This is a genomic window from Streptomyces sp. KPB2, from assembly GCF_003950055.1.
GTDB lineage: Bacteria > Actinomycetota > Actinomycetes > Streptomycetales > Streptomycetaceae > Streptomyces > Streptomyces salinarius.
The window spans coordinates 2,617,136-2,637,264 of record NZ_CP034353.1 but is presented as its reverse complement, the minus strand read 5'-3'; the positions used below and the strand labels follow the sequence as shown (position 1 = coordinate 2,637,264).

The 20,129-nt window shown below is 71.5% G+C and carries 12 protein-coding genes; 5 read left to right on the top strand and 7 right to left on the bottom strand.

Features of this window, described 5'->3' with window-relative positions; all coding sequences use genetic code 11:
* Positions 1-116 precede the first annotated feature (116 nt).
* The 4 genes from D1J63_RS11265 (at position 117) to D1J63_RS11250 (ending at position 4,849) form a co-directional block, all read left to right on the top strand.
* Entirely contained in the window at positions 117-1,511 is a 1,395-nt protein-coding gene (locus tag D1J63_RS11265; protein ID WP_125628795.1) for a cation:dicarboxylase symporter family transporter, read from the top strand.
* A gap of 188 nt (positions 1,512-1,699) precedes the next feature.
* Complete coding sequence (locus D1J63_RS11260; RefSeq protein ID WP_125628794.1) at positions 1,700-2,098, top strand: MerR family transcriptional regulator; 399 nt, start codon at positions 1,700-1,702, stop codon at positions 2,096-2,098.
* Between the two features lie 11 nt (positions 2,099-2,109).
* Positions 2,110-2,424: a thioredoxin domain-containing protein gene (locus D1J63_RS11255; protein WP_125635388.1), complete on the top strand. Its 315-nt coding sequence runs from the start codon at positions 2,110-2,112 to the stop codon at positions 2,422-2,424.
* A gap of 148 nt (positions 2,425-2,572) precedes the next feature.
* The gene (locus D1J63_RS11250) at positions 2,573-4,849 is read left to right on the top strand and encodes an AAA family ATPase (protein ID WP_125628793.1); all 2,277 of its coding nucleotides are present in this window, start codon (positions 2,573-2,575) and stop codon (positions 4,847-4,849) included.
* 3 nt (positions 4,850-4,852) lie between these two features.
* Here the strand turns inward: D1J63_RS11250 and glgB are convergent, their stop codons facing one another.
* From glgB to D1J63_RS11230, 4 genes are all read right to left on the bottom strand, one after another.
* A complete protein-coding gene (glgB, locus tag D1J63_RS11245; protein ID WP_164712800.1) occupies positions 4,853-7,204 on the bottom strand; it encodes a 1,4-alpha-glucan branching enzyme in 2,352 nt (783 codons plus the stop codon).
* A 40-nt stretch (positions 7,205-7,244) separates the two neighbouring features.
* Positions 7,245-8,642, bottom strand: coding sequence for a maltokinase (locus D1J63_RS11240; protein WP_125628792.1), 1,398 nt, complete (start codon positions 8,640-8,642; stop codon positions 7,245-7,247).
* Between the two features lie 96 nt (positions 8,643-8,738).
* Positions 8,739-10,439, bottom strand: a complete 1,701-nt coding sequence (gene treS / locus D1J63_RS11235; RefSeq protein ID WP_125628791.1) for a maltose alpha-D-glucosyltransferase — start codon at positions 10,437-10,439, stop codon at positions 8,739-8,741.
* Positions 10,436-12,499: an alpha-1,4-glucan--maltose-1-phosphate maltosyltransferase gene (locus D1J63_RS11230; protein WP_125628790.1), complete on the bottom strand. Its 2,064-nt coding sequence runs from the start codon at positions 12,497-12,499 to the stop codon at positions 10,436-10,438. The genes treS and D1J63_RS11230 overlap by 4 nt, the downstream gene beginning before the upstream one ends.
* Before the next feature lie 370 nt (positions 12,500-12,869).
* Here D1J63_RS11230 and D1J63_RS11225 point away from each other — a divergent pair, with 370 nt between their 5' ends.
* Complete coding sequence (locus tag D1J63_RS11225; RefSeq protein ID WP_164712799.1) at positions 12,870-15,488, top strand: glycosyltransferase family 1 protein; 2,619 nt, start codon at positions 12,870-12,872, stop codon at positions 15,486-15,488.
* Positions 15,489-15,519: 31 nt separating this feature from the next.
* Here the strand turns inward: D1J63_RS11225 and D1J63_RS11220 are convergent, their stop codons facing one another.
* The 3 genes from D1J63_RS11220 to D1J63_RS11210 form a co-directional block, all read right to left on the bottom strand.
* A complete protein-coding gene (locus tag D1J63_RS11220) occupies positions 15,520-16,029 on the bottom strand; it encodes a DUF1990 domain-containing protein (RefSeq protein ID WP_102928392.1) in 510 nt (169 codons plus the stop codon).
* A 71-nt stretch (positions 16,030-16,100) separates the two neighbouring features.
* Positions 16,101-17,750, bottom strand: a complete 1,650-nt coding sequence (locus D1J63_RS11215) for a M4 family metallopeptidase (protein ID WP_125628788.1) — start codon at positions 17,748-17,750, stop codon at positions 16,101-16,103.
* Between the two features lie 254 nt (positions 17,751-18,004).
* Positions 18,005-20,053, bottom strand: coding sequence for a M4 family metallopeptidase (locus D1J63_RS11210; RefSeq protein WP_164712798.1), 2,049 nt, complete (start codon positions 20,051-20,053; stop codon positions 18,005-18,007).
* Between the last annotated feature and the right edge of the window lie 76 nt (positions 20,054-20,129).

Sequence of the window (20,129 nt, the reverse complement as noted above, 5' to 3'; positions counted from 1 at the left end):
GAACGCAAGGGTGACCGCGCTCACATGCCGGGAGATAGTCACCGCATCCCCGATACACACCCCGGACGTGAGCCGCACGCCGGTGACTACCGACGACGTCGTCAAGGAGGGCAGCCGTGACCAGCAACGCCGCTACCGCACCGGCCGCACCCAAAGCCAAGCGGGACCGCACGCACTATCTCTACATCGCCGTGATCATCGCGGTCGCCCTCGGTATCGCCGTCGGTCTGATCGCCCCGGACTTCGCCACCGAGCTGAAGCCGCTCGGCACCGGCTTCGTGAACCTCATCAAGATGATGATCTCGCCGATCATCTTCTGCACGATCGTGCTGGGCATCGGCTCGGTCCGCAAGGCCGCCAAGGTCGGCGCGGTCGGCGGCATCGCCCTGGTCTACTTCTTCGTGATGTCCCTGGTGGCGCTCGCCATCGGTCTGATCGTCGGCAACATCCTGGACCCGGGCACGGGCCTCGCGGTCACCGACGCCGTCAAGGAGACCGGTCAGGCGCAGGTCGACGCGGAGGCCAAGGGCACCGTCGACTTCCTGATGGGCATCATCCCGACGACGATCGTCTCGGCGTTCACCGCGGGCGAGGTGCTCCAGACCCTGCTGATCGCCCTGCTCTGCGGCTTCGCCCTGCAGGCCATGGGCAACGCCGGTCAGCCCGTGCTGCGCGGCATCGAGCACATCCAGCGGCTGGTCTTCCGCGTCCTGGCGATGATCATGTGGGCGGCCCCGGTCGGCGCCTTCGGTGCCATCGCCGCCGTCACCGGCTCGGCCGGCGTCGACGCCCTGAAGAGCCTGGCCGTGCTGATGCTCGGCTTCTACGTCACCTGCGTCCTCTTCCTCTTCCTGGTCCTCGGCACGGTGCTGCGCCTCGTCTCCGGGATCAACGTCTTCTCGCTCTTCAAGTACCTGGGCCGCGAGTTCCTGCTGATCCTGTCCACCTCCTCCTCGGAGTCGGCGCTGCCGCGCCTCATCGCGAAGATGGAGCACCTGGGCGTCAGCAAGCCCGTGGTCGGCATCACCGTCCCGACCGGCTACTCGTTCAACCTCGACGGCACCATGATCTACATGACCATGGCCTCGCTGTTCATCTCCGACGCCATGGGTACGCCGATGTCGATCGGTGAGCAGATCCCGCTGCTGCTCTTCCTGCTGGTGGCCTCCAAGGGCGCCGCCGGTGTCTCCGGCGCCGGTCTGGCCACGCTGGCCGGCGGTCTGTCCTCGCACAAGCCCGCCCTGGTGGACGGCATCGGCCTGATCGTCGGCATCGACCGCTTCATGAGCGAGGCCCGCGCGCTGACCAACTTCGGCGGCAACGCGGTGGCCACCGTCCTGATCGGCACCTGGACCAAGGAGATCGACAAGGACCGGGTGAACGACGTCCTCGCCGGACGGATCCCGTTCGACGAGAAGACCCTCCTGGACGACGAGCACGGCGCCCCCGACGCCGAGGACACCCCGGACCTGCCCGAGCAGGGCGGCGAGAAGGAGCTGGCGCGGGCCTGACGGCCGTACGACGCCCGCACACTCCGGGCGGCTGAGGTGCTCCCCCCGTTGCTCAGCCGCCCGGTCCCCCCAAGAAGCCCCGCGCCATCCCCCCGGCGCGGGGCTTCTGCCTTCGCGGGCCTTCTTGCCTTGACGTCCGCGCCCACCGGCTTGCCTTGACGTCCGCGTCAAGGCCTACGTTCGTCCCCATGCGAATCGGCGAGCTGGCCGCACGGGCCGGGACCACCACGCGGACGCTGCGGTACTACGAATCGCGGGGGCTGCTGCCCGCGCGGCGGGGCGACAACGGCTACCGGACCTACGACGAGGACGACCTGAAGCTGCTGCGGCAGATCAGGACCCTCCAGGACTTCGGGTTCGACCTGGAGGAGACCCGCCCCTTCGTGGAGTGCCTGCGCGCCGGGCACCCCGAGGGCGACTCCTGCCCGGCGTCCCTGGTGGTCTACCGGCGCAAGCTGGCGGAGCTGGACACGCTGATCGAACAGCTCACGTCGGTGCGCACGCAGGTCGCCGCGCAGCTGACGCGGGCCGAGGCGGCGGTTCCGGGGGGTCCGGAGCCCAAGTGCGAACTGGGAGGACACGGATGACGAGCAACGGGGTGCGCGAGGTGACCGACGCGGATTTCGCGGTGGAGGTGATCGGGTCGGACCTGCCCGTGCTGGTGGAGTTCACCGCCGACTGGTGCCCGCCGTGCCGGCAGATGGCGCCGGTGCTCGGCGCCCTCGCCGAGGAGGAGGGCGACCGGCTGCGGGTGGTGCAGCTGAACGTCGACCGGAACCCGGCGACGACGAACGCGTACAAGGTGTTGTCGATGCCGACGTTCCTGGTGTTCCGCGGGGGTGAGCCGGTGAAGTCGATGGTCGGCTCCCGGCCCAAGCGGCGGCTCCTGGAGGAACTGTCCGAGGTCGTCTGAGACGACCTCTGAGGCGTCGGCCGACCGGCCGGCCCGGCATACGAAAAAATCCCCTGAGCAATTGCGCTCGGGGGATTTCTCTGCGTATATTCGATGATTCGTGACTTCACGGGAATGAGGTCGCGAAGAAGTTCAGTAGGCACAGTATATGCGGCCGGGAGTGGAATTGTCAAACACCGAATTTCCGGACGATGAATTGCGGCACGAGCAGGAATTCATCGACGGGCTGTACGCGCGCGTGGACGCGCTGCGCGGCGACGCCGAGGTCTCGGTGACCGAGGCGCTCGCGCAGGGCAACACCCCCCAGCAGGCCCGGCTGGAACGGGACATCCTGGTCGCCGAGCGCTCCGGGCTGCTCGCCGCGCTCAACGCGGTGGACGGCTCCCTGTGCTTCGGCAGGATCGACCTCACCTCCGGCGAGGGCCACCACATCGGCCGCATCGGCCTGCGCGCCGACGACGCCGAACGCACCCCCGTCCTCATCGACTGGCGGGCCGGTGTCGCCCGCCCCTTCTACCTGGCCACCGGCCACACCCCGATGGGGCTGCGCCGCCGCCGGCACATCACCAGCGAGGGCCGCACGGTCACCGCCCTGCACGACGAGATCCTCGACCTCGGCGACGAGACCCGCACCGGCCACGAGGACCCCTCCGGCGACGCCGTGCTGCTGGCCGCGCTGAACTCGGCGCGCACCGGCCGCATGGGCGACATCGTGCAGACCATCCAGGCCGACCAGGACCGCATCATCCGCGCCCCGCACCGCGGCGTCCTGGTCGTCGAGGGCGGCCCCGGCACCGGCAAGACCGCCGTCGCCCTGCATCGCGCCGCCTACCTGCTCTACGAGCACCGCGAACTGCTCGCCAAGCGCGCCGTCCTCATCGTCGGCCCCAACCCGGCCTTCCTCGGCTACATCGGCGAGGTGCTGCCCTCGCTCGGCGAGACCGGCGTCCTCCTCGCCACCGTCGGGGAGCTGTTCCCCGGCGTGAGGGCCACCGCGACCGACACCCCGGAGGCGGCGGCCGTCAAGGGCCGGGCCGACATGGCCGACGTGCTCGCCGAGGTGGTCCGCGACCGGCAGGCGCTGCCCGACCCGGTGATCGCGATCGAGCACGACCGCGAGATCCTCATGCTCGACGACGACCTGGTCAGAGTCGCCCGCGAGCGCACCCGCGCCGCGAAGCTCCCGCACAACGCGGCCCGCGAGCACTTCGAGGGCCACATCCTCAACACCCTCACCGACATGGTCGCCGAACGCATCGGCACCGACCCCTACGACGGCACCAACCTCCTCGACCCCAGCGACATCACCCAGATCCGCGACGAACTCGCCGAGAACCCCGAGGTCTGGTCGGCGATCGACCAGCTGTGGCCCCGGCTCACCCCGCACCGCCTGGTCGCCGACCTCCTCGCCGCCCCCGAGGCCTTCCTCCCCGCCGAGGACGCCGCCGCCGTCCGCCGCCCGGTCACCCGGCGCTGGACCGTCGCCGACGTGCCGCTGCTGGACGAGGCGGCCGAACTGCTCGGCGTGGACGACCGGGTGGCCCGCACCCGCGCCGAACGCGAGCGCGAGGAGCAGATCGCCTACGCGCAGGGCGTCCTCGACGTGTCCTACGCGTCGCGCACCTACGAGTTCGAGGACAAGGACGAGGAGGACGCCGAGGTCCTGTCCGCCCACGACATCATCGACGCCGAGCGGTTCGCCGAACGCCAGGAGGAGGACGACCACCGCAGCGCCGCCGAACGCGCCGCGGCCGACCGCACCTGGGCCTTCGGGCACATCATCGTGGACGAGGCGCAGGAGCTGTCCCCGATGGCCTGGCGGCTGCTGATGCGCCGCTGCCCGACCCGCTCGATGACCCTGGTCGGCGACCCGGCGCAGACCGCCGAGGCGGCCGGCGTCGGCTCCTGGTCGAAGATCCTCGCCCCGTACGTCGAGGACCGCTGGGAGCACACCCGGCTCGGGGTCAACTACCGCACGCCGGCCGAGATCATGGACCTCGCGGCGGCGGTGGTCCGGGCCGAGGACCCGTCCTTCGCCCCGCCGAGTTCGGTTCGGTCCACGGGCGTACGGCCCTGGATCCGCGCCACCGCCGACCTCCCGGCCGCCGTCGCCGAGGCCGCCCGGGAGCTGACCCCCGAGGAGGGCCGCCTCGCGGTCATCGCCCCGCGCGAACTGCACCGGGTGCTCGCCCCCCGGCTCGACGGCGTGACCGCGGGCGCCGAGCCGGACCTCACCCACCGGGTCGTCCTGCTCGACCCGCGCCAGTCCAAGGGCCTGGAGTTCGACTCCGTCCTGGTCGTCGAGCCCGGCCGTTACGGCACCAGCGACCTGTACGTCGCCCTCACCCGGGCCACCCAGCACCTCGGCGTCCTGCACAGCGAGCCGCTGCCGAAGGGGCTCGCGGACGAGGGCGGGGCGGGCTGACGGTCAGGCCGGGCGCAGCCACACCGTGGCCAGGGGCGGCAGGGTCAGCCGGATGCTCGCCGGCCGGCCGTGCCACCCCTGCGGTTCCGGCTTGACCGGGTGCGGGTTGCCCACGTCACCGCCGCCGTACCGGGCGGCGTCGGTGTTGAGCACCTCGTGCCAGGCCGGGACCTCGTCGGGGACGCCGAGGCGGTAGTCGGAGCGGACCACCGGGGCGAAGTTCGACACCGCGAGCAGCGGGGTGCCGTCGGCGTCGAGGCGCAGGAACGCGACGACGTCGTCCTCGGCCGCGTCGCCGACCACCCACGCGAACCCGGAGGGATGGGTGTCGCGTCGCCACAGTGTCGGCGTGGCCCGGTAGACGGTGTTCAGGTCCCGGACCAGGTCGCGCACGCCCCGGTGGTCGGCCGCCGCGCCGTACTCCGGGTCGAGCAGCCACCAGTCGGGGCCGTGCGCCTCCGACCACTCCGCGCCCTGGGCGAACTCCTGGCCCATGAAGAGGAGTTGCTTGCCGGGGTGGGCCCACATCCAGCCCAGGTACGCACGCTCGTTCGCCCGCTGCTGCCACCAGTCGCCGGGCATCTTCGACACCAGGGACCTCTTGCCGTGCACCACCTCGTCGTGGGATATCGGCAGCACGTAGTTCTCGCTGTAGGCGTACACCATGGAGAAGGTCAGCTCCCCGTGGTGGTACTTGCGGTGCACCGGCTCGCGGCCCATGTACTCCAGCGAGTCGTGCATCCAGCCCATGTTCCACTTCAGGCCGAATCCCAGCCCGCCGAAGCCGCTCGGGCCCTTGTGGTGCGTGGCCCGCGTCACCCCGTCCCAGGCCGTCGACTCCTCCGCCACGGTCACGACGCCGGGCACCCGCCGGTACACCGTGGCGTTCATCTCCTGGAGGAACGCCACCGCGTCCAGGTTCTCCCGGCCGCCGTGCTCGTTCGGCGTCCACTGGCCCGGCTCGCGCGAGTAGTCCAGGTAGAGCATCGAGGCGACCGCGTCCACGCGCAGCCCGTCGATGTGGAACTCCTCGCACCAGTACACGGCGTTGGCGACCAGGAAGTTGCGCACCTCCCGGCGCCCGAAGTCGAACTCCAGCGTGCCCCAGTCCGGATGCGCCGCCCGCAGCGGGTCGGAGTGCTCGTACAGCGGGCGCCCGTCGAACTCGGCCAGCGCCCAGTCGTCGCGCGGGAAGTGGGCCGGTACCCAGTCCATCAGCACGCCGATCCCGGCCCGGTGCAGCCGGTCCACGAGGTACTTGAAGTCGTCCGGGTCGCCGAGCCGGGCCGTGGGCGCGTAGAAGCCGGTGACCTGGTAGCCCCAGGAGCCGCCGAAGGGGTGCTCGGCCACCGGCATCAGCTCGACGTGCGTGAAGCCCAGGTCGGCGACGTAGGCCGGGAGCTGCTCCGCCAGCTCGCGGTAGGTCAGCCCGGGGCGCCAGGAGGGCAGGTGGACCTCGTACACCGACATCGGCGCCTCGTGCGCGGGCGCGTCCGCGCGGTGGGCCAGCCACTCCGCGTCGCCCCAGGTGTAGTCCGAGGCGTGCACGACGGAGGAGGTGGCCGGCGGGACCTCCGTACGGCGGGCCAGCGGGTCCGCGCGGAAGGTGCGCGAACCGTCGGGCCGGGTGATCTCGAACTTGTACAGCTCGCCCGCGCCGACACCGGGCAGGAACAGCTCCCACACCCCCGTCGAGCCGAGGGAGCGCATCGGGTGGGCGGTGCCGTCCCAGAAGTTGAAGCCGCCGGCCACCCGGACCCCGCGCGCGTTCGGCGCCCACACCGCGAACCGGGTGCCCGCCACCCCGTCGTGCGTCGTCGGGTGCGCGCCGAGCGCCCGCCACAGCTGCTCGTGCCGGCCCTCGCCGATCAGGTGCAGGTCCAGCTCGCCCAGGGTCGGCAGGAAGCGGTACGGGTCCTCGACCTCCTGCTCCGTCCCGTCGTAGACCACCAGGAGCCGGTGGGCCGGGACCTCCTTCAGCGGCGCGAGGCCGGAGAAGAACCCGTCCCCGTCGTCGTGCAGCTCGACCCGCAGCTCCTCGGCGAGCACGGTCACCGCGCGGGCGTACGGCCGCAGCGCCCGGAACGCGACCCCGCCGGGCACCCGGTGGGCGCCGAGCACCGAGTGCGGATCGTGGTGCGTGCCGGCGAGCAGCCGCTCCCGGTCGGCGGCGTCCGGGGCGGGGGAGCCGGCGACGGTCGTCCCGGGCGAGCCGACGGCCACCTTCCGGGGCGCCTTCTTCTTCGCGGCGGCCTTGGCGGGCCCCTTCCCGGAACCGGAACCGGAACCGGCCGTCTTCTTCTTCCCGGTCGTCTTCTTCGGGTCGGGGCCGCTGGACGAGGGGCGGGGGGTCACGGGAGGAGCCTCCTGGGCGGGACGGGGGCGGACGGGGGCGTCATGCGGGTTCGGGCACGGACAGGCGGCGCACCGCCGCCAGGGGCACCTCGAGCCAGTCGGGACGGTGCCGGGCCTCGTACAGGACCTCGTAGACCGCCTTGTCCGTCTCGTAGGCGCGCAGCAGCACCGGGTCGGTGCGCGGGTCGTGGCCGGCGGCCTCCGCGTACCCGGTGCAGTACGCGGCCCGGCAGGAGTCGGCCCAGCCCGGCACGCGGACCTCGGCCGAGTGCGCGGCGTAGTCGAAGGAGCGCAGCATTCCCGCGACGTCCCGCACCGCCGGCTGCGGGAGCCGCCGCTCGGCCAGGGGCTTCGCGGGCTCGCCCTCGAAGTCGATCAGCGACCACTCCCCGTCGGGCGAGCGCAGGCACTGGCCGAGGTGCAGGTCGCCGTGGACCCGCTGGGCGGTCCAGGTGGTGCCCTCGGCGGCCAGGTCGGCCAGCGCCGTGAACGCCGTCCGCAGCGCGGGCGCGTACGGCCGGAGCAGGGGCACGGCCCGGGCGGCCTCCTCCAGCCGCCCGGTCATGCCCTCGGCGAGCTGCCGCACCTGGGCGTGGCCGAGGGTGACGGTCGGCAGTGCGCGGGCCAGCGCGGTGTGCACCTCGGCGGTGGCCCGCCCGAGCGCCCGGGCCTCGGCGACGAAGTCCTCGCCCTTGGCGAGTTCGCGCAGCGCCAGCTCCCAGCCGTCGGTCGCACCCTGCAGATAGGGCTGGAGCACGCCCAGCACCCAGGACCGGCCGGCCAGGTCCGCAACGATCCACCCGGCCGGCGCCGGCACCCGGGGGCAGCCCTCGCGGGCCAGGGCCAGCGGCAGCTCCAGGTCGGGATTGACGCCCGGCACGATCCGCCGCAGCACCTTGAGGATGAACGTATCTCCGTACACGACCGACGAGTTGGACTGCTCGGCGGTCATCAGCCGCGGCACCAGCCGCGCGCGGATGGCGTCGTCGTCCGGTGCCCGCTCGAAGCGGAGCCCCCCGATGCGGGCCCGCGTGCGCAGCGCCTCCAGCAGGACCTCGGCGGGGCGGGTGTCGTGGAGGGCGTCGTAGGCGGTGCGGCCGGCCGCCGGGCCCTCGGTCACATGGCCGATCAGCGCGGGCGCGAGCCGGGGCGGCAGCGCCTCGCGGGTGCCGATCAGGAGCTGGTAGCAGTCACCGGGTTCCTGGGCCGCGCCCCCGGCCGGCGCGTGCTGCTGGTGGGCGCGGACCAGGACGTGGTGGAGGCCGAGGCGGGAGTCGGCGGGGAGCAGTTCGGTCGCGGCGACCAGCGAGAAACCGGTCACCGGACGTCCCTTGCCGGCGAACCAGCGCTGGCGCGGGAGCCATTCCCGCAGCAGTGGGTCGAGGGACGCCAGGAGACCCGGCGGGCTCGTGACGGTGCGTATGACGGCTTCCGACATGGCGTCGCGTCCTTTCCCCGGAGAATCGGGGTGGTTACTGATGCGTGCCCCGCGCGGAACGGTGGAAACCGCCCCGCCCGGGGGCGGGGCCGGTGGCTAGACGGCGTCCTTGCGGAGCCGGAACCAGTAGAAGCCGTGCCCGCCGAGGGTCAGCAGGTACGGCAGGTCGCCGACCGCCGGGAAGCGGACCCCGCCGAACAGCTCGACCGGGTGCCGTCCGCCGAAGGCACTGAGATCCATCTCCGTGGGCTGCGCGAACCGCGAGAAGTTGTGGACGCACAGCACCAGGTCGTCCCCGTACTCGCGCAGGAACGCCAGGACGGCCGGGTTGGAGGAGGGCAGCTCGGTGTAGGTGCCGAGGCCGAAGGCGGGGTTCTGCTTGCGGATCTCGATCATGCGCCGGGTCCAGTGCAGCAGGGACGAGGGCGAGGCCATGGACGCCTCGACGTTGGTCACCTGGTAGCCGTAGACCGGGTCCATGATCGTGGGCAGGAAGAGGCGGCCCGGGTCGGACGAGGAGAAACCCGCGTTCCGGTCGGGCGTCCACTGCATGGGGGTGCGCACGGCGTCGCGGTCGCCGAGCCAGATGTTGTCGCCCATGCCGATCTCGTCGCCGTAGTACAGGATCGGCGAGCCGGGCAGGGACAGCAGCAGGGCCGTGAACAGCTCGATCTGGTTGCGGTCGTTGTCGAGGAGCGGGGCCAGGCGCCGCCGGATGCCGATGTTGGCGCGCATGCGTGGGTCCTTGGCGTACTCCGCGTACATGTAGTCGCGTTCCTCGTCGGTGACCATCTCCAGGGTCAGCTCGTCGTGGTTGCGCAGGAAGATGCCCCACTGGCAGCCGGACGGGATCGCGGGGGTCTTGGCGAGGATCTCGGAGACCGGGTAGCGGGACTCCCTTCTGACCGCCATGAAGATGCGCGGCATGACCGGGAAGTGGAACGCCATGTGGCACTCGTCGCCGCCCGCCGCGAAGTCGCCGAAGTAGTCGACGACGTCCTCCGGCCACTGGTTGGCCTCCGCCAGCACCACCGTGTCCGGATACTGCGCGTCGATCTCCTTGCGGACCCGCTTCAGGAAGTCGTGCGTGCGCGGCAGGTTCTCGCAGTTGGTGCCCTCCTCCTGGTAGAGGTACGGCACCGCGTCCAGCCGGAACCCGTCGATGCCCAGGTCCAGCCAGAACTTCAGCGCGGAGATCATCTCCTCCTGCACGGCCGGGTTCTCGTAGTTGAGGTCCGGCTGGTGCGAGAAGAAGCGGTGCCAGTAGTACTGCTTGCGCACCGGGTCGTAGGTCCAGTTGGACGCCTCGGTGTCGACGAAGATGATCCGCGCGTCCTGGAACTGCTTGTCGTCGTCGGCCCAGACGTAGTAGTCGCCGTAAGGGCCTTCCGGATTTCTCCGGGACTCCTGGAACCACGGGTGCTGGTCACTGGTGTGGTTCATGACGAAGTCGATGATCACGCGCATGCCGCGCTGGTGCGCCGCGTCCACGAACTCCACGAAGTCGGCGAGGTCGCCGAACTCCGGCAGGACGGCCGTGTAGTCGGAGACGTCGTAACCGCCGTCACGCAGCGGCGACTTGAAGAAGGGCGGGAGCCACAGGCAGTCCACGCCCAGCCATTGCAGGTAGTCCAGTTTGGCGGTCAGGCCCTTGAGATCACCGATGCCGTCGCCGTTGCTGTCCTGGAAGGAGCGGACGAGGACCTCGTAGAAGACGGCTCTTTTGAACCAGTCCGGGTCCCGGTCCTTGGCGGGGGTGTCCTCGAAGGTGTCCGGCACGGGCTCGTTGACGATCATGTGGTGGGTGACCCTCCGATCTGCGGGTGGGACGGTCGCAGAACCGTGCAGACGTGCGCGGGCGAACGGCCCGGCTCCAGGCGCACATAGTTGGCCCTGCCCCAGTGGTAGGTCTCGCCGGTCAGCTCGTCGCGGACCGGCACCGACTCGTGCCAGTCCAGGCCGAGTTGCGGCATGTCCAACGAGACCGTCGCCTCCTGGGTGTGGCGGGGGTCGAGGTTCACGACCACCAGAACCGTGTTCGACCCCTGCCGCTTCGAGTAGGCGATCACCTCCTCCTTGTCCGTCGGGTGGAAGTGCAGATCGCGCAGTTGGCGGAGCGCCGGGTTCTCGCGCCGGATGGTGTTGAGGCGGGTGATGAGGGGGGCGATGGTGGTGCCCTCGCGTTCGGCGCGGGCCCAGTCGCGGGGTTTGAGCTGGTACTTCTCGCTGTCGAGGTATTCCTCGCTGCCGTCGCGCAGGGGGGTGTTCTCGCACAGTTCGTAGCCGCTGTAGATGCCCCAGGTGGGGGAGAGGGTGGCGGCGAGGACGGCGCGGGTCTCGAAGGCGAGGCGTCCTCCGTGCTGGAGGTAGGCGTGGAGGATGTCGGGGGTGTTGGCGAAGAGGTTGGGCCGCATGTAGGAGGCGGCGTCCCCCGACAGTTCGGTGAGGTACTCCGTCAGTTCGCGTTTGGTGTTGCGCCAGGTGAAGTAGGTGTAGGACTGCTGGAAGCCGATCTGGGCGAGGGTGTGCATCATCGCGGGGCGGGTGAAGGCCTCGGCCAGGAAGACGACGTCGGGGTCGGCGCGGTTGATGTCGGCGATGACGCGTTCCCAGAAGGCGACGGGTTTGGTGTGGGGGTTGTCGACGCGGAAGATCCGCACCCCGTGGTCCATCCAGTGCCGCAGGATCCGCACCGTTTCGGTGTGGAGGCCGTCGGGGTCGGTGTCGAAGGCGAGGGGGTAGATGTCCTGGTACTTCTTGGGCGGGTTCTCGGCGTACGCGATCGAACCGTCGGGGCGGTGGTGGAACCACTCGGGGTGTTTGTGGACCCAGGGGTGGTCGGGGGAGCACTGGAGGGCGAAGTCCAGGGCGATCTCCAGGCCGTGGCGGCCGGCCTCACGCACGAAGTGGTCGAAGTCGTCGAGGGTGCCCAGGGCGGGGTGGATGCTGTCGTGGCCGCCTTCGGGGGAGCCGATGGCCCAGGGGACGCCGACGTCGTCGCGGGTGGCGGACAGGGTGTTGTTGCGGCCCTTGCGGTGGGTGGTGCCGATGGGGTGGATCGGGGGGAGGTAGACGACGTCGAAGCCCATCGCGGCGATCGCCGGGAGGCGTCGGGCGGCGGTGCGGAAGGTGCCGTGGGGGGTGTCGGGGGTGCCCTCGGAGCGGGGGAAGAACTCGTACCAGGCGCCGTAGAGGGCGCGTTCCCGCTCGACCAGCAGCGGGAGGGGCTCGGAGGAGGTGACCAGGTCCCGCAGCGGATGCCGGGCCAGGACCGCGTCCACCTCCGGCGTCAACGCCGCCGCCAGCCTGGACGCGGCCGGCCTGTCCTCGTCCCGCAGCGCGTCGACGGCGGCCAGCAGCGCACGCCGCTCCGCCCGCCCGGGCACCTCGGCGGCGGCCCTCTCGTACAGCCGGGCGCCCTCCTCCAGCACCAGGTCGGTGTCCATCCCGGCCGGAATCTTGATCCCCGCGTGGTGCCGCCACGTGGTGACCGGATCGCTCCAGGCCTCCACGGCGTACGACCACAGTCCGGTCTCGCCCGCGGTGACGGTGGCGCCCCAGCGGTCGGTGCCCGGGGCCAGTTCCCGCATCGGCGTCCAGGGGCCCGGCCGGCCCCGCGGATCTCTCAGGACGACGTTGGCGGCGACCGCGTCGTGTCCCTCGCGGAACACGGTGGCGGAGACCTCGAACGACTCGCCGGTGACGGCCTTGGCCGGCCTGCGCCCGTGCTGGACGACCGGACGGACGTCCAGGACGGGGATGCGCCCGACGACGGTGGTGGGCTTTGCGGAGGACGCCGGGGAGGTGCCGGCGGCCGGGGATGCGGGGGATGCTGACGAGTGGTGCGTGGCGGGCATGACCGCTCCTGTCCGCGTCAACTGGGTGGGCGGATGACTGCTGGGGAGGTGGGTCCTGCGAGGTGCGTGCGGGGCGTACCGCAGGAGCCTTCCCACACTCTTCCGGTGGGCAATCCGGCACTTTGTTAACTACTCGCGCGTATGTCGACAACACGACACACACGGCGATCTGACCGTCGCTTTCCCGGATGTCGCTCCCGCAATCAGCGTGCGTCGCGACATGTGCAGCTTTCCTCGCGGGCCGAAGTGCCACAAGAAGGCCGACGGGGAAAGATCCGGCCATATCGACACGCCGTGCGCGTCACGGCCTGTCCGGCGGAACGGGTCGAAGGGCCCAACACGGGACACATCGCGCGGTAACGTCGTGAGGGTGAAGGCGATCCGTCGACTGACCGTCCGTCCCGTACTCCCCGACCCCCTCCGGCCGCTCAGTGATCTGGCCCGCAATCTGCGCTGGTCCTGGCACCCGGAGACCCGCGACCTCTTCCAGTCCGTCGACCCCGAGTGCTGGACCGCGTCCGGCCGCGACCCGGTACGGCTGCTCGGCACCGTGCCGCCCGCGCGCCTCGCGGAGCTGGCCGAGGACCGGCGCTTCCGGCGCCGGCTGACCGCGGTGGCCGACGACCTCGACCACTACATGACCGGCGACCGCTGGTACCAGGCGCAGCCGGGCCGACTGCCCGCCGCCGTCGCCTACTTCTCGCCCGAGTTCGGCATCACCGCCGCGCTGCCCCAGTACTCCGGCGGCCTCGGCATCCTGGCCGGCGACCACCTCAAGGCGGCCAGCGACCTGGGGGTGCCGCTCGTCGGCGTGGGCCTGCTCTACCGGCACGGCTACTTCCGGCAGTCCCTCTCCCGGGACGGCTGGCAGCAGGAGCACTACCCCGTCCTCGACCCCCACGAGCTGCCGCTGGCGCCCCTCAAGGAAGCCGACGGCACCCCCGCGCACGTCGCGCTCGCGCTGCCCGGCGGCCGGGAGTTGCGGGCCCGCATCTGGCTGGCCCAGGTCGGCCGGGTGCCGCTGCTGCTGCTCGACTCCGACGTCGAGGAGAACGACCCGGGCGAACGAGGCGTCACCGACCGTCTCTACGGCGGCGGCAGCGAACACCGGCTCCTCCAGGAGATGCTGCTCGGCATAGGAGGTGTCCGGGCGGTGCGCACGTACTGCCGGCTCACCGGCCACGCCGCGCCCGAGGTGTTCCACACCAACGAGGGCCACGCCGGGTTCCTCGGGCTGGAACGCATCGCCGAACTGTGCGACGAGGGCCTGGAGTTCGGTCCGGCCCTGGAGGCGGTGCGGGCCGGCACCGTCTTCACCACGCACACCCCGGTCCCGGCCGGCATCGACCGCTTCGACCGCGAGCTGGTCGCCCGCCATTTCGGCCCCGACTCCGAACTCCCGCGCATCGACGTCGAACGCGTCCTGCGGCTCGGCATGGAGACCTACCCCGGAGGCGAGCCGAACCTCTTCAACATGGCCGTGATGGGCCTGCGGCTCGCCCAGCGTGCCAACGGCGTCTCCCTGCTGCACGGCGGGGTCAGCCGGGGGATGTTCGCCGGACTGTGGCCCGGCTTCGACGCCGAGGAGGTGCCCATCACCTCCGTCACCAACGGCGTGCACGCCCCGACCTGGGTGGCCCCCGAGGTGTTCCGGCTCGGTGCCCGGCAGATCGGTGTGCAGCGGGCCGAGGACGCGCTGACGGTCGGCGGCTCGGACCGCTGGGACTCGGTCGCCGACATCCCCGACCAGGACATCTGGGAGCTGCGCCGCACCCTGCGTGCCCAGCTCGTCGAGGAGGTGCGCGAGCGGCTGCGCGCCTCCTGGCGGCAGCGCGGCGCCGGGACGGCCGAGCTGGGCTGGATCGACGACGCCCTCGACCCGGACGTGCTCACCATCGGCTTCGCGCGCCGTGTCCCGTCGTACAAGCGGCTCACGCTGATGCTGCGCGACCGGGAGCGGCTCACCGAGCTGCTGCTGCATCCCGAGCGGCCGATCCAGATCGTCGTCGCGGGCAAGGCGCACCCGGCGGACGACGGCGGGAAGCGGCTGGTGCAGGAGCTGGTGCGGTTCGCCGACGACCCCCGGGTGCGGCACCGCATCGTGTTCCTGCCGGACTACGGCATGGCGATGGCGCAGAAGCTCTACCCCGGCTGCGACATCTGGCTGAACAACCCGCTGCGGCCGCTGGAGGCCTGCGGCACCTCCGGCATGAAGGCGGCGCTCAACGGCTGCCTCAACCTGTCGGTGCTCGACGGCTGGTGGGACGAGTGGTACCAGCCGGACTTCGGCTGGGCCATCCCCACCGCCGACGGCGTCGGCACCGACCCCGACCGGCGCGACGCCATAGAGGCCAACGCCCTCTACGACCTGCTGGAGCAGCGGATCACCCCGCGCTTCTACGAGCGGGGCGCGAGCGGGCTGCCCGACCGGTGGCTGGAGATGGTCCGCAGGACCCTCAGCCTGCTCGGCCCGAAGGTGCTGGCCGGCCGCATGGTCCGCGAGTACGTCGAACGGCTCTACGCCCCGGCCGCCGAGGCGCACCGCGCGATGGACCCGGACTCCGCGCGCGGGCTCGCCGAGTGGAAGGCGCGGGTGCGGACGGCCTGGCCGGGCGTGAGCGTCGACCACGTGGAGACGTCCGCCGCCACGGCCAGCGCCGAACTCGGCACCACGCTCGCCCTGCGGGTGCGGGTCAAGCTCGGCGACCTCGCGCCGGAGGACGTGGAGGTGCAGGCGGTCTCCGGCCGGGTGGACTCCGAGGACCGGATCACCGACGCGGCGAAGGTGCCGCTGAAGCCGGTGGGCGGCCCCGACCTGGAGGGCCGTTGGGCCTACGAGGGCCCGCTCGCCCTGGACCGCACGGGCCCCTTCGGCTACACGGTCCGCGTCCTGCCCGCGCACCGGCTGCTGGCGTCCGGCGTGGAGACCGGTCTGGTCGCGGTGCCCTCGGGCGACCTGGTGGAGGCGGCGGGGCTGCTGATGCGGTGAGCGCCGACGGCGGGGCGGTGACGAGGAGGGCTCAGTCCTCCTCGTCACCCCCGCTCAGCCGCCTGAGGACCGTGCCGCAGCGGCGGGCGTAGGCGTGCTGGAAGGCGCGGGCCGCCGGTCCGCCGGCCTTGGCGTACCACTTGGCCGGGCGGCTGAAGGCGTGCACGGTGAGCCAGACCGTGCCGTCGCCCGTGCGGTCCACCACGAAGGCCTCCTCGCCGGACTCCGGGTGGCCGGGCAGCGTGCCGTAGGCCCAGCCCGCCCGGCGGTGCTCCTCCAGGGTCCACACCACCCGGCAGGGCGCCTTGATCATGCCGGCCAGGGTGACGGTGACGTCGACGCCGGGCGCGGCACGCTCCGCGCTCGCGTCGATGCCGACCCCCATCTCCCGGTGCATCTCCCAGGTGAGCAGGGCCTCGGCCGCCCGCCGGAACACCGGTTCGCCCTCCCCGAGGCGGGTGCGTACGTGCATGGGGCGGAAGCCGGGCGGGCAGTGGTCCTGCTCGCGGGTGGCGCCGACGTCGTCGTACGTGAAGGACATGGGCACCAAGGGTAGGGCGGCACCCGGGAACCACTGGTTCCGGGTGCCGCGGGCCGTGTCGGGCGGGATCGTCAGTTCACGTTGATCGCGGTCCAGGCCGCGCCCACCGTCTTGTACTCCGTGCTGTCGGCGCCGTACAGGTCGGACGCCGCGCTCAGGGTGGCCGCGCGGGCGTCGGCGTAGTCGGTCGTCGACGTCATGTACTCGGTCAGCGCCTTGTACCAGATCTGCAGGGCCTTGGCGCGGCCGATGCCGGTGACGGTGGAGCCGTCGTGGGTCGGCGAGTCGTAGTCCACCCCGTCGACCGTCCGCGCCCCGCTGCCCTCGGCCAGCAGGAAGAAGAAGTGGTTGGCGGGACCGGACGAGTAGTGCACGTCCACGCCGCCGAGACCCGAGTCCCAGTAGTCCTTGGACGCGCCGTCCTTGCTGGGCTTGTCCATGTAGCGCAGCGGGGTGCCGTCACCGTTGATGTCGATGGCCTCGCCGATGAGGTAGTCGCCCTTGTCGGTGGAGCTGTTCGCGAAGTACTCCACGCCGGTGCCGAAGATGTCGCTGGTCGCCTCGTTGAGGCCGCCGGACTCGCCGCTGTACTCGAGGCCCGCGGTGTTGGAGGTGACGCCGTGGGTCATCTCGTGCCCGGCCACGTCCAGCGAGGTCAGCGGGTTGGTGTTGCCCGTGCCGTCGCCGTAGGTCATGCAGAAGCACTGGTCCGACCAGAAGGCGTTGACGTAGTTGCTGCCGTAGTGGACGCGGGAGTAGGCCGCCTTGCCGTCGTTCTTGATGCCGTTGCGGCCGAAGCTCTCCTTGTAGAAGTCCCAGGTGACCTGGGCGCCGTAGGCGGCGTCGACGGCGGCGGTCTGGTCCTGGGGGTCGCTGGAGGCGGTGCCGGTGCCCCAGACGTCGTCGGCGTCGGTGAACAGCGTGCCGGTGCCGGAGGTCTTGCGGGCCAGGTTGTACGTCTTGTGGCCGCCGCGCCCGGTGTCGTACAGCTGGTACGAGGAGCCGGACTTGGTGGTGCCGAGCTCGACCGTGCCCGAGTAGAGGCTCTTGCCGGAGCCGGTCTGGATGCCCTGGTACTCGTACAGCTTGGCGCCGGTGGCGGCGTCGGTGATGACGTGCAGCTCGTTCGGGGTGCCGTCGTCCTGGAGGCCGCCGACCACGGTCTCGTAGGCGAGGACGGGCTTGCCCTCGGCGGCCCAGATCACCTTGCGGGGCGCGGAGTCGGCCGCGGTCCTCGACGACCCGGCGTCCTCGGCCGCGGACAGCGCCTGCTGCTCGGCCTTGGCCGCCTTGACCTTCGGCGTGACCGTGGCGACCTTGATGGCGGCCTTCGTCGCCTTGGTGACGCCTCTGGTGGCCCCGGACTTCGACCGGTGCACGACGAGGTCGCCGCCGAGGACGGGCAGGCCGGCGTAGGTGCGCTCGTAGCGGGTGTGCACGGTGCCGTCGCGGTCCTTGACCACGTCCTTGACGACCAGCTTCTCCTTGGCGCCCAGGCCCAGCTCGCGGGCGGCGTCGGCCGCGCCGGCCTGCTGCTCCCGTATGAGCGCGCTGCGGGCGGAGTCCGACAGCAGGACGGGGGCGCCCGGGAGTGCCGACGGCGCGGTGCTGTCGGCGGCGGCGGTGCCCGCGGTCAGACCGGTGGTGAGCATCGCCCCGGCTGCGACCGCGGTGGCGAGGGCCAGCGTGGTGCGCTTGTGACGCGCGAAGAGGGAAGACACACAAGCTCCTTCGGTGGGGGGACCCGGTCGGCGTGGGGTGTCCGGCCGGTTGCTGCGAAGTTGTGCGGCGGGTGACGGAAGACTGACACCGAGAGCGCGTACATGTCAGGAGGGCATGATGATGTTGGCCGAAAATAGTCGGCCGGTTGTATGGGTGCGAAATGTGAAGGACATGAAGAGGGCGCCGCCCCGGAGGAGTCGAACCTCCGAAGCGGCGCCCTGACTCGGGGTGGTGCACCCGGGGGCCGGCGGGCCTACGGGAAGGTGAGCCGCCAGGCGTCGATGTAGCCGGTGTCCGCCGGGCCCTGGTCCTGGACGCGGAGCTTCCAGGTGCCGTTGGCCGTCTCCGAGGAGGCGTTGACCGTGTAGGTCTCGTGCACGTCCTCCGCCGGGTCGTAGCCGCTGCTCTTGAGGCGGTACGTCGACCCGTCGGGCGCGACCAGGTCGATCCGCAGGTCACCGCGCCAGCTGTGCACGATGTCCACGCCCACCTGGAGGTTGCTCGGTGCCCTGCCGGAGCGGCCCGTGACCGTGATGGACGAGGTGACCGCCGACCCGTAGTCGGGGATGTTCACGTCCGTGTCGTTCTCGAACGTGCCGCCGTCGCCGGGGTCGGGGTCGCCACCACCGGGCCGCGAGCCGACGTTGATGCCCGCCCACGCGTTCGCCACCGCGGTGTACTCGGCGCTGCTGGTGCCGTACAGCTCACCGGCCGCCGCGAGGGTGCCGGTGCGGGCGCCCGCGTAGTTGGTGGTCGACGTGAACTTCGTGGTCAGCGCGCGGAACCAGATCTTCTCCGCCTTGGCGCGGCCTATGCCGGTGACCGGGAGGCCGTCCGAGGTGGGCGAGTTGTAGGTGACACCGTTGATGGTCTTGGTGCCGCTGCCCTCGCTCAGCAGGTAGAAGAAGTGGTTGGCCGGACCCGACGAGTAGTGCACGTCGGAGTTGCCGATGCCCGAGAACCAGTTGTCGTAGGACGCGCCGTCCTTGCTGGGCTTGTCCATGTAGCGCAGCGGGGTGCCGTCGCCGTTGATGTCGATCTCCTCGCCGATGAGGTAGTCACCGACGTCCGAGGAGTTGTTGGCGTAGAACTCGACCGACGTGCCGAAGATGTCGGACGTGGCCTCGTTCAGACCGCCGGACTCGCCGCTGTAGTTGAGTCCCGCGGTGTTGGACGTGACGCCGTGGGTCATCTCGTGCCCGGCCACGTCGATGGCGGTGAGCGGGTTCGAGTTGTTGATCCCGTCGCCGTAGGTCATGCAGAAGCAGCTGTCCGACCAGAACGCGTTGACGTAGGCGTTGCCGTAGTGGACCCGGCTGTACGCCGCCACACCGTCGCCGCGGATGCCCGAGCGGCCGTGCACGTTCTTGTAGTAGTCCCAGGTCAGCGCGGCCCCGTAGTGCGCGTCGGCGCCGGCGGTCTCCGGGTCGGAGGAGGTGCCGTTGCCCCACACGTCGTCGGAGTTGGTGAACAGCGAGCCGGTGCCCGAGGTCCGGCCGCCCAGGTTGTACGTCTTGTGGCTGCCGCGCGCGGTGTCGGTCAGCGTGTACGACGACCCGGACTGCGCGGTGCCCAGCGTCACGGTGCCGCTGTACGTGGTGTGGCCGGTGCCGTTCTCGATGCCCTGGTACTCGTACAGCTTGGCGCCGGTGGCGGCGTCGGTGATGACGTGCAGCTCGTTCGGGGTGCCGTCCTCCTGGAGGCCGCCCACGACCGTCTCGTACGCCAGGACCGGAGTGCCGTTGGCTGCCCAGATCACCTTGCGCGGGGCGCGGTCGGCGTCCGGCTGCTCGGCGCCGGCGGCCTTCGCGGCGGACACCGCCTGCGTCTCGGCCTTCGCGGCGGAGATCTTCGGCGTCACGGAGGCCGGCTTGATCGCCTTTGCCGTGGCCTTGACGACCTGCTCCGTCTTGCCCGCATCACTGGTCACCACGAGGTCGCCGCCGAGGACCGGCAGGCCGTCGTAGGTGCGCTCGTAGCGGGTGTGCAGGGTGCCGTCGCGGTCCTTGGCCACGTCCCGGACGACCAGCTTCTCCTTGGCGCCCAGACCAAGTTCGTCGGCGGTCTTCGCCTTGGTGGCGTTGGCGTCGCGGATCAGCTCGGCGCGCTGGGCCGGGCTGAGCTTCACCAGCTCGTTGCCCTTCGCGGGCGACGGGTCGGGGGCCGCGGTGGCGGTGCCGGACTGCACCGCCGTGGCGATCAGCGCGGCGACACCGGCCAGCGCGACCGCCGCGGCACGCCGGTGCGTGGCGCGGCGGGAGGTGGTGTGGGAGGTGCGTCTGTGGGGAGTACTGCTGCTCAACACTGACTCCTTCTGCGTGGCCGCGGGTTGCGCGGCCAGGGGAGACCGGTCGGCGGGTGGCCGGCCGGGCGGAACT